Source organism: Neisseria sp. P0001.S005 (genome assembly GCF_051963715.1).
This window is the reverse complement of record NZ_JBQCTZ010000123.1, coordinates 1-10,276: the sequence shown is the minus strand read 5'-3', so window position 1 is coordinate 10,276 and position 10,276 is coordinate 1. Positions and strand designations below refer to the sequence as shown.

9 protein-coding genes are annotated in these 10,276 nt (G+C 46.8%); 4 read left to right on the top strand and 5 right to left on the bottom strand.

Translation table 11 applies throughout. The features are described 5' to 3' along the window. Together waaC and ACTHSP_RS13615 are read right to left on the bottom strand one after the other, a co-directional pair. On the bottom strand, positions 1-774 hold a 774-nt coding region (gene waaC, locus ACTHSP_RS13620), incomplete at its 3' end, for a lipopolysaccharide heptosyltransferase I (RefSeq protein WP_440346279.1). A gap of 46 nt (positions 775-820) precedes the next feature. Beyond that, on the bottom strand, positions 821-1,456 hold the full coding sequence (locus tag ACTHSP_RS13615) for a nicotinamidase (protein WP_049351334.1): 636 nt from the start codon (positions 1,454-1,456) through the stop codon (positions 821-823). 170 nt (positions 1,457-1,626) lie between these two features. On the opposite strand from ACTHSP_RS13615, the gene tsaA reads away from it, so the two are divergent. Beyond that, a complete protein-coding gene (gene tsaA, locus ACTHSP_RS13610) occupies positions 1,627-2,301 on the top strand; it encodes a tRNA (N6-threonylcarbamoyladenosine(37)-N6)-methyltransferase TrmO (RefSeq protein WP_440346278.1) in 675 nt (224 codons plus the stop codon). 95 nt (positions 2,302-2,396) lie between these two features. Here the strand turns inward: tsaA and gap are convergent, their stop codons facing one another. Next, on the bottom strand, positions 2,397-3,401 hold the full coding sequence (gene gap, locus ACTHSP_RS13605; protein WP_070749724.1) for a type I glyceraldehyde-3-phosphate dehydrogenase: 1,005 nt from the start codon (positions 3,399-3,401) through the stop codon (positions 2,397-2,399). Between the two features lie 569 nt (positions 3,402-3,970). Between gap and lpxC the strand changes: the two genes are divergently transcribed. Further along, a complete protein-coding gene (gene lpxC / locus ACTHSP_RS13600) occupies positions 3,971-4,888 on the top strand; it encodes a UDP-3-O-acyl-N-acetylglucosamine deacetylase (RefSeq protein WP_440346277.1) in 918 nt (305 codons plus the stop codon). 233 nt (positions 4,889-5,121) lie between these two features. Here lpxC and ggt read toward each other — a convergent pair whose 3' ends face one another. Continuing rightward, positions 5,122-6,891, bottom strand: a complete 1,770-nt coding sequence (gene ggt / locus ACTHSP_RS13595; protein ID WP_440346276.1) for a gamma-glutamyltransferase — start codon at positions 6,889-6,891, stop codon at positions 5,122-5,124. Between the two features lie 482 nt (positions 6,892-7,373). Here ggt and gnd point away from each other — a divergent pair, with 482 nt between their 5' ends. Beyond that, positions 7,374-8,822 (top strand): decarboxylating NADP(+)-dependent phosphogluconate dehydrogenase, encoded by a 1,449-nt coding sequence (gene gnd / locus ACTHSP_RS13590; RefSeq protein WP_371464854.1) that lies wholly within the window; start codon positions 7,374-7,376, stop codon positions 8,820-8,822. A 195-nt stretch (positions 8,823-9,017) separates the two neighbouring features. On the opposite strand, the gene ACTHSP_RS13585 is transcribed toward gnd, so the two are convergent. Then, on the bottom strand, positions 9,018-9,968 hold the full coding sequence (locus tag ACTHSP_RS13585) for a D-2-hydroxyacid dehydrogenase (RefSeq protein WP_440346275.1): 951 nt from the start codon (positions 9,966-9,968) through the stop codon (positions 9,018-9,020). Positions 9,969-10,096: 128 nt separating this feature from the next. Between ACTHSP_RS13585 and ACTHSP_RS13580 the strand changes: the two genes are divergently transcribed. Next, a partial coding sequence (locus ACTHSP_RS13580; RefSeq protein ID WP_440346274.1) for a DUF2061 domain-containing protein occupies positions 10,097-10,276 on the top strand: 180 nt, incomplete at its 3' end.

The window sequence follows — 10,276 nt, the reverse complement described above, 5'->3', positions numbered from 1 at the left end:
GCCAATAATACCCTCTGCGTTTTTCAATAAAAATGCAGCCTGTAATAAATTCATTTTGTCGCAAACCGAAGCAAACGGTAAATCACTTGCAATCTGCTCGGCACGCATTTTTTCGGTTTCATTTCCCCACGGCAGATATACATTGCATTGTTGTTCTTCATTCAACTTTTTCAATAATGCACGCCAGTGTTCTACCGGCCATAATTTACTGTCGCGACTGGTTGCATGCAAAGCAACGTAATAAGGGAATTGCAAATTTTTCAGACGGCCTGATTCAGGAACCGACAAACCAAACACCTGCGTCTCAGGCATTGTATAACCAAATACTCGGGCGAATAATTCGCGATTTCGCCAGACCGCATTTTTGCCTTTCGGCACGGCAAACGTTTTACTGTATTCAAAGGCAGCCAAACTTTCACGCGCGCTGTGTTTATCCAATCCGTAAATAGGGGATTTCGCCATTTTGGCAAAGCATGCACTTTTAATCAGTCCTTGGCTATCTAAAACAAAATCAAAAGATTCAGCCTGTAAATCCGTTTTCAGACGGCCTATTTCACGCCACGTTTCAGCCTGAAAAAGGTGTTTGCGCCATTGTCGCCATTTCATTACATGAACTTTTTTGACAAAAGGATGCAAGCGGGCAATATCTGCAAACCCTGCCTCACACAGCCAATGGAGCTCTACCTCAGGACATTGTCGCGCCAAATCTTCAACTGCGGGCAATGTGTGAATTAAATCGCCCATACTAGACAAGCGGACAAGTAAAATCTTCATATTTTGAAAAATGTTTCACGTGAAACAACAGAATCTTAAATATAATTTATTGATTATTAATGTATTTTTTTATTTCTTCGGCGTTTTCTAAAATAACTGCTCCGGCAGAATGCATTTCCTGCCATGCAGATTCAACCGTTTCAGGAGCAATGCCGCGGCAAGCCGCCTGATTAACGATGACTTTCCAAGCCCCGCCTTTAAGCAACTGTAAAACCGTTGTCTTCACACAATAATCCGTTGCCAAACCGCCAACAATGACTGTATCTGCATTTTGACAGCGCAACCATTCGATCAAACCTGTACTGAGCTTTTCTTCAATATCATGAAAACATGCGCCGTAGGGGTGTAACTCAGGATCAACGCCTTTCCAAACGCAATAATCGTATTCTTTGGCTGAAGGCAGGCCATCCAACAACTCATAGCCATATGTTCCAACCATCGCATGCGACACCCAAGTCAAATCCGCATCCGGCAAACCCGTCGGTTTTAACATATCAACAGGATTATCCACAAGCCATTTTGCCGCGGCATGATGCGCATCTTTCGTCATCACGCGTAAATCCGCCAATGCAGCTTGGGCATTGAGTTCATCCGCAATCAGATGACCTTCGGCAACAGGCAATTCTTTCGGGCACAAAGGCGTAAACGTTTTTTGTGCATCTACATCGATAGAAACAATCATGTATTAATATAACCTATTGATTTTATTTTATATTATTCAAATTAAGCATTTATTGCCAATGTACGGGTGTTTGGAATAAATGCTTTGTATTATAACAAATTACTACCGCAAAATGTGGGAAAACATCTGTGATATGATGACAGTTTGCACAGAATATTTATCCACAAATTATGTCCTATTCGATTACGCCTATTGCAACCGTTCATTCCCCCTACAAACAAAAATTCGGCATTGCCCGCCAACCCGGTTTGGTTCCTGCAGCAGAAATTTGCATTGAACTCACTCCTGAATTTACCGCAGACAGCGTTCGGGGATTGGAAGATTTCGACTATGTGTGGATAAGTTTTATTTTCCACGGCGTATTGGATGAAGGTTGGGCGCAAATGGTGCGTCCGCCACGGCTTGGAGGCAAACAAAAAATGGGCGTATTTGCCACGCGCAGCCCGCATCGCCCTAATCATCTCGGTTTATCCCTGCTGAAACTCGAGCGCATCGAAACAGGCAAACCTGTCCGCATCTATTGCAGCGGTGCAGACCTGTTGGACAGTACTCCGGTAGTGGATATCAAACCCTACATCCCGTTTGTCGAATCCAAACCTGACGCATCATCAGGCTTTGTCAGCGGCAAACCTGAAGAATTGAACGTAGTCTGGGCAGAAAGTACGCTTGCAGAACATTTATCTACAGAAGAAAAACATCTCATTGAGCAAAGTATTGCCCAAGATCCTCGCCCTGCCTATCAAGATATTCCCGAACGGATTTATGTAATGAATATTGCGGACTATGAAGTACAGTTTAGGATAGAAAACAAATGTGCCACAGTGATTAAACTATCCACAATCTGATTGCAAATTAAATCTATCTACACACAAAAGGCCGTCTGAAATGTTCAGACGGCCTTTTAATTATCCACAGATTGATTGATTCAGCCTGTTATTTTTTAGATTTTGCTGGCAAAAAATTCCAAGGTACGAACCAATTGGCAAGTGTAAGACATTTCATTGTCGTACCAAGCAACGGTTTTCACCAATTGTTTGTCGCCAACAGTCATCACGCGGGTTTGAGTCGCATCGAAGAGTGAGCCGTACTCGATACCGATAACGTCGGAAGAAACGATTTGATCTTCAGTGTAGCCTAAAGTATCGTTGGCGGCAGCTTTCATAGCTGCATTGATTTCTTCTTTGGTAACAGGGCGTTCGAGAATAGAAACCAGTTCGGTCAAAGAGCCGGTGGCTACGGGAACACGTTGGGCAGAGCCATCAAGTTTGCCGTTCAACTCAGGGATAACCAAGCCGATGGCTTTAGCGGCACCGGTGCTATTCGGTACGATATTCAATGCAGCGGCACGGGCGCGGCGGAAGTCGCCTTTACGGTGTGGCGCGTCAAGGGTGTTTTGGTCGCCGGTATAAGCGTGGATGGTGGTCATCAGGCCTTCAACAATGCCGAACTCTTTTTGCAATACCGCAGCCATAGGGGCCAGACAGTTAGTCGTACAAGAAGCGGCTGAAATAACGGTTTCGCTGCCGTCCAAAATATCTTGGTTTACGCCGTATACAACGGTTTTCACGTCATTGCCGCCAGGGGCAGAAATCACAACTTTGCGCGCACCGGCACGGATATGGGCCTCAGCTTTAGTTTTATTGGTAAAGAAACCGGTACATTCGAGGACAACGTCCACACCCAGCTCGCCCCAAGGCAATTCTTCAGGATTAGGATTGGCAAATACTTTGATTTCTTTGCCGTTAACAACAATCGCATCATCTTTCAATTCGGCAGAGCCTTCAAAGCGGCCTTGAGTACTGTCGTATTTAAAGAGGTGTAGCAGCATATCGGCAGGAGTCAAGTCGTTAACAGCAACGACTTCGATACCTTGGGCTTTTTCAATTTGACGCAATGCCAGACGACCGATGCGGCCAAAACCATTAATCGCTACTTTAATACTCATTTTGCTACTCCTGTCAGTAGGGAAAGGGATAAATTTCAATAAGGGCTATTGTATCCTGAAATAAAACTACTACCTAGAATTACACGACGCTACTTTTAAAATGTTTGATTTAAATAAAAAAACCGTGAAATAGGTCGTCTGAAAATACAGATTGGTACGGTTTGCTCCCATATTTGGGGATAAATTCCGGCCTGTTTTCAAAATTAATATGTAATTATTTAAAAAAATGGTGATTATGATGAGTACGTCCCTATTTTGTGAATAACCTGATTACTGATTGTATAATCAAATTGTTGTATTCATTTAAAGGCTGCGTTCAAGTTTTGTTTTGTGTGAGAACAAAGTCGGATAATCTGTAATCGTTTGAATATTTCTGTGGATAAAATCAGATTTTTCCACTCGGATTACACGGCATATTGTGGATAATCTTACCGGTACAAAAGGTCGTCTGAAAAATCTATGGTTCTGAAACGCCTACATTAGCAAATACTATTAAAAATAATGGATTATTTTTTCCTTTTTATCGTATTATCCAAACATCAAACCAATGATTACTAAGGAGACGGTTTATGCTGCAACGAACTTTGGCAAAATCCATCAGCGTAACCGGCGTCGGATTGCATTCGGGCGAACGGGTCGCGCTGACCCTGCACCCCGCGCCTGAAAACAGTGGGATTTCCTTCCGCCGTACCGATTTGGACGGCGAAATGGGCGAAACCATCAAACTTACGCCTTACCTCATCAACGATACGCGCCTGTCGTCCACTATCGTTACCGATAAAGGTGTGCGCATCGGCACAATTGAACACATTATGTCGGCTCTGTCTGCCTATGGCATCGACAATGCCTTGATTGAATTGAACGCGCCTGAAATTCCGATTATGGACGGCTCCAGCCTGCCGTTTATTTACCTTTTACAAGATGCAGGCGTGGTAGATCAAAAAGCCCAAAAACGTTTTTTGAGAATCCTCAAACCCGTTGAAATCAAAGAAACCGGAAAATGGGTGCGCTTTACGCCTTATGACGGCTTTAAAGTTAATTTAACCATCGAATTTGACCATCCCGTATTCAACCGCAGCGCACCTACTTTCGAGATTGATTTTGCAGGAAAATCCTATATCGATGAGATTGCCCGCGCCCGTACCTTCGGCTTTATGCACGAAGTGGAAATGATGCGCGCCCACAATCTCGGACTGGGCGGCAATTTGAACAATGCCATCGTGATTGACGACATGGATGTTTTGAATCCGGAAGGTTTGCGCTATCCCGATGAATTTGTCCGCCACAAAATTCTTGATGCAATTGGCGATTTGTACATTGTCGGCCATCCGATTATCGGCGCATTTGAAGGTTACAAATCAGGTCATGCCATCAATAATGCGCTGTTGCGTGCCGTTTTGGCAGATGAAACCGCTTACGAATGGGTTGAGTTTGCCGATGACGAAGACTTGCCCACCGCTTTTCACGAATTGCCGGCAGCCAAATAGAAAATAGATAACGCAGTTCAATGCAAAGGCCGTCTGAACCTTTCAGACGGCCTAAATTATGTCGTTTTCCACAAATAATTATCCACATATTCATCTATTTTATCTTATTGAAAAATAAAAATATTAAAATTTAACTCTATTCTTATACACATCTTATCCATATATTTTCCCAAACTAAAAGGCCGTCTGAACAACTAGGTTTCAGACGGCCTTTGCATGTAAAACCGATAAAATCAATCGCCCATGACCTTGCCTTCACGGCGCGGGTCGGCACCGCCAAGCAAACCGTCTTTGCCGATTAAAATCCCTTGTACGCCGGAATTCAAATCGCGGATTTGGACTTTGTAGCCCAATTTTTCCAACGCAGCCGCTTTATCCGCCGCCGCGGTTTTATCCTCGATCTCATACTGGCTGCCGCGATTGAGCATATTCGGCAGGGAGATTGCCGTCTGAATGTCCATACCCCAGTCGATATGCGCCACCAACGTTTTAGCAACGAAACCGATAATGCGGCTGCCGCCCGGTGAACCGACCGCCATATAAGGTTTTCCGTCTTTCATCACAATGGTCGGCGCCATCGAAGAACGCGGCCGTTTGCCGCCCGCCACGCTGTTTGCTACTGTTTTACCGTCCGCGCCGACGGGATTGAAGGCAAAATCAGTTAATTCATTGTTAAGCAGATAACCGTTTGCCATCAGACCCGAACCAAATGCGTTTTCAATCGAAGTCGTCATCGATACAACGTTGCCGTCTTTATCCACAACCACCAAATGGCTGGTGGACGGTAGCTCGACCGCCATGCCTTGCGCGTATTCCTTGCCGAACTTGCCTGCCTGAATAGTTTCCAAGGCCTTGTCAGCTTTGCGGATTTCTTCGGCACGTGGTTTCAAATAAGCCTGAGAAATCATGGCGCGGGTCGGAACGTTCACAAACTTGGGATCGCCGACATAATAATCGTGGTCGGCAAAAGCAATCCGCGACGCATCGCCTATCCAGCGCCAACTGTGGATATTTTCCGCACCCAACGCCTTCATATCCTGATTTTGCAATACGCCCAAAATCTGCCCCAAAGCGATGGCACCGGAACTTGGCGCACCCATGCCACAAACTTCATATTTACGATACGGCGCACAAACCGGTTGACGCTCGATAACTTGATAGTTTTTCAAATCCGCCATACTGATTTTGCCGGGATTATCCACAGCACCGGTAACGGCACGGACAATATTCTGCGCCTGCATTCCCTGATAAAACGGCGCACTGCCTTTTTCCGCCAACAGGCGTACGGAACGCGCAAATTCAGGGTTTTTCAACACCGTTCCCGCTGCCAAAGGCTTACCGTCAGGCAGGAAATAGGCGGCGGTTTGCGGATAACGTTGCAAGGGTTCCAGATTCTGCTCGATGGATTTCGCCATACGCGGAGAAACGGCAAAACCTTGTTCCGCCAAAGTAATCGGTTTCTTAAACAAACTTGCCCACGGCAATTTGCCGTAACGCTTATGGACATCTTCCAGCAGCTTCGGAATCCCCGGCACACCGACCGAACGGCCGCCGACCACTGCTTTCATAAAGCCCATCGGTTTGCCGTTTTCGTCCAAGAAAAGTTCTGGCGTTGCCGCTTTCGGCACTGTTTCACGGGCATCAAACGTTATCAGCTTTTTCGCCTTATTGTCCCAATACACCAAAAACGCACCGCCGCCCAATCCGGAAGACTGCGGCTCGGTCAGGCCCAAGGTCGTCTGCATGGCGATCATCGCATCTATCGCGCTGCCGCCGCGTTTCAAAACCTCGTATCCCGCCTCGGTCGCCAACGGATTGGCAGACGCCGCCATATAATGTTTGGCGCGGATCAATTTCTGCTCGGTCAGCCCCGTCCCTTGTTCCGGCGCGTGGTTATCCACAGCCGTCGGCACAGGCGCGGCATCAGGTTTCTGCATAGGCTGGTGCGCGCACGCCGCCAAAACCAAAACTGCCAACAGGTTTAATCCAAAGGAAAATTTCATATCTACTCCCTTTTGATGAGATATTTTCAGACGACCTTTAATAGGAATAAAACATGCAAAAGGTCGTCTGAAACATGAAAAACGATTGGACTGTTTATCTCGTCATACAGTTCCGTTCGGGCTCGGTATAAAACCGGCAGGCTGTGTGTATAGCCGGAAAGTTATGCACAGAGCCAAACCAAATGTCAAAATTATCCACATCTGCCAACAAGACAAACAGCGGTTTATCCGCATCCAAAATTAGCATTCAACTTATTGAACTAAAAAAGGAATAAAAGTTATACACAAACAAATGCGCGACTCAATATAATCATCTATTTATTATTTAAAATCTTATTTATAGTTTGTTTTCCCATCGCGCAGCCAAAGCCTGCAACGTAAAGGTATCTTTTCAAAAAATTAGATAGTTAAGGATTGTTAAACCTCTGTAAATCAGATAGAGTTACGGCTGATAAATTAAATTAATAATGGAGCTTCCATCAATGAAAGGCGATATCGGCGTCATCGGCTTGGCTGTTATGGGTCAAAACTTGATTTTGAATATGAACGATCGCGGTTTCAAAGTCGTGGCGTACAACCGGACCACCGCTAAAGTAGACGATTTTCTCAACGGCGCAGCCAAAGGCACCAACATTATCGGTGCCTATTCATTGCAAGATTTAGTGGATAAATTGGAAAAACCGCGCAAAATCATGATGATGGTACGCGCAGGTTCTGTCGTTGACGACTTTATCGAGCAACTTGTCCCACTTTTGGAACAAGGCGACATTATTATTGACGGCGGCAACGCCAACTATCCCGATTCCACCCGCCGCACCCACGAGCTGGCGGCAAAAGGCATCCGCTTTATCGGCGCGGGCGTTTCCGGCGGCGAAGAAGGAGCGCGTCACGGTCCGTCCATCATGCCCGGCGGCGACGAAGCCGCATGGCCCGCCGTCAAACCCATCTTCCAAGCCATTGCCGCCAAAACCCCGCAAGGCGAACCCTGCTGTGACTGGGTCGGCCGCGACGGCGCAGGCCATTTCGTCAAAATGGTGCACAACGGCATCGAATACGGCGATATGCAGTTGATTTGCGAAGCGTACCAATTCATGAAAGACGGTTTGGGCCTGTCTTATGATGAAATGCACCAAATCTTCAACGAGTGGAACAAAACCGAACTGGATTCTTATCTGGTTGAAATTACCGCCGCGATTTTGGGTTACAGAGATGAAAACGGCGAACCTTTGGTTGAAAAAATCCTCGATACCGCAGGTCAAAAAGGCACAGGCAAATGGACAGGCATCAATGCCCTCGATTTGGGTATCCCGTTGACGCTGATTTCCGAAGCCGTATTTGCCCGCTGCGTATCCGCGTTCAAAGACCAACGCGTTCAAACCGGCCGCTTGTTCGGCAAAACCGTTACCCCCGTTGACGGTGACAAAGCCGCATGGGTCGAAGCCCTGCGCCAAGCGCTGTTGGCATCCAAAATCATCTCCTACGCACAAGGCTTCATGCTCATCCGCGAAGCCAGCGAAAACAACGATTGGGCATTGAACTACGGCAACACTGCCCTCTTGTGGCGCGAAGGCTGCATCATCCGCAGCGCGTTCTTGGGCAACATCCGCGACGCATACGAAGCCAATCCTGATTTGGTCTTCTTGGGTTCCGATCCTTATTTCAAAGACGTGTTGGAAACCTGTCTGCCTGCATGGCGTAAAGTGGTGGCCAAAGCGATCGAGTGCGGTATTCCGATGCCTTGCATGGCTTCCGCCATTACCTTCCTTGACGGCTACACTTCCGAGCGTCTGCCGGCCAACCTGCTGCAAGCGCAACGCGACTACTTCGGCGCGCACACTTACGAGCGTACCGACAAACCGCGCGGCGAGTTCTTCCATACCAACTGGACCGGCAAAGGCGGCGATACCGCTTCAACCACATACGATATTTAATTTGCCTGAGCAAACAAAAGGCCGTCTGAGTATTTCAGACGGCCTTTTTATAGGGTTATCCACAACAAAGAATGAAACGATTTAACCTATTTGATAGATAACTTTATGAAATAAATAAGGATTAATAAAGGCCGTCTGAATATTTCAGACGGCCTTTAAAATTATTCACAACCTTATCAACAGGTTTTCCATAGATTAAACCAGATTTTGCGGATTACCGGCCACGAAGCGGTTGATGTTGTCCAAAAGGATGTCAAACAGACGGTTGGCGGCCTCTTGGCTTGCCCATGCAATGTGTGGCGTGACTATGAGGTTGGGCAGTCGGGCTTTCAGCAGAGGGTTGCCGTCGCGTGGCGGCTCTTGTGTCAACACGTCAAAACCTGCCCCGCCGATTTGGCCGTATTTCAACGCTGCAACCAAAGCGGCTTCATCAACCAAGCCGCCGCGTCCGCAGTTGATGAGGATGGCGCCGGGTTTCATTTGCTGCAATTCGGCTTCGCCTATCATGTTGGCCGTTTGCGGCGTGAGCGGGCAATTAAGCGACACGACATCGGCGGAGCGGATGGCTTCGTCAAAGGAAACATAGCCGTCGCGAACGCTTTGGGCATTTTTATGTTCGGCGAACACGACATTCATTTTGAAAGCCTGAGCATAAGTTGCCAGCGTTTTACCGATATTGCCGCGACCGAAAATCGCCAGCGTTTTACCGTTTAAATCGCGCATCGGTGCGCCGAGGTGGCAGAAAAACGGCGAGTTTTCCCACAAGCCTGCCGCAACGTCGCGCTGGTAGGCAGGCAGGTTGCGCATCAGGGTAATCATCATCATAAACGCGTGTTCTGCCACGGATTCATTGCCGTAAGCGCGGATATTGCATACTGCCGTGCCGTTTTGTTTGGCAGCTTCAACGTCCACATTGTTGACGCCTGTCGCGGTAACGGCAACCAGCTTGAGTTGTGGATTTTCGGCAAATGCTTGGGCGGAAATCACGACTTTGTTGGTAATCACAATGTCCGCGCCGCGGATGCGCTCCAGCGTTTCGTGCGCTTCGGTTGTGCCGTAGCTACTCAATGTATGTGGAAAATCAAAATCAAATGTGCGGTTGACGAGGGTATCGCGGTCGAGGACGACAATATGGAGCGGGTTCATAAAATTCCTATCAGAAATAAAATATCGATTTATAAAATCTAAATCAAGATAAAGGATTTAAAATATACGTATTAGTTGATAATCATTATTATGTAGCTATTAAAACATCAATGTATCAGGAAAACAGCATGATTAAAACCATTACATTTGCTATTTTGCATTTCAGCGTCGCATTTAGTGTCGCCTATATTTTGACCGGCAGTATCGGCGTTTCCAGCGCGGTCGCTTTGATCGAACCCATCGTCAATACCGTCGTCTTTTATTTTCATGAAAAAGCGTGGAACCGCTACGAGAAAAACAAATCCGAA

What these genes read in the sequence shown, in the direction of transcription:
- ACTHSP_RS13615 (WP_049351334.1), bottom strand. Translation starts at nt 1,456, where the DNA reads ATGATTGTTTCTATCGATGTAGATGCACAAAAAACGTTTACGCCTTTG.
- tsaA (WP_440346278.1), top strand. Translation starts at nt 1,627, where the DNA reads ATGTCCTATTCGATTACGCCTATTGCAACCGTTCATTCCCCCTACAAA.
- gap (WP_070749724.1), bottom strand. Translation starts at nt 3,401, where the DNA reads ATGAGTATTAAAGTAGCGATTAATGGTTTTGGCCGCATCGGTCGTCTG.
- lpxC (WP_440346277.1), top strand. Translation starts at nt 3,971, where the DNA reads ATGCTGCAACGAACTTTGGCAAAATCCATCAGCGTAACCGGCGTCGGA.
- ggt (WP_440346276.1), bottom strand. Translation starts at nt 6,891, where the DNA reads ATGAAATTTTCCTTTGGATTAAACCTGTTGGCAGTTTTGGTTTTGGCG.
- gnd (WP_371464854.1), top strand. Translation starts at nt 7,374, where the DNA reads ATGAAAGGCGATATCGGCGTCATCGGCTTGGCTGTTATGGGTCAAAAC.
- ACTHSP_RS13585 (WP_440346275.1), bottom strand. Translation starts at nt 9,968, where the DNA reads ATGAACCCGCTCCATATTGTCGTCCTCGACCGCGATACCCTCGTCAAC.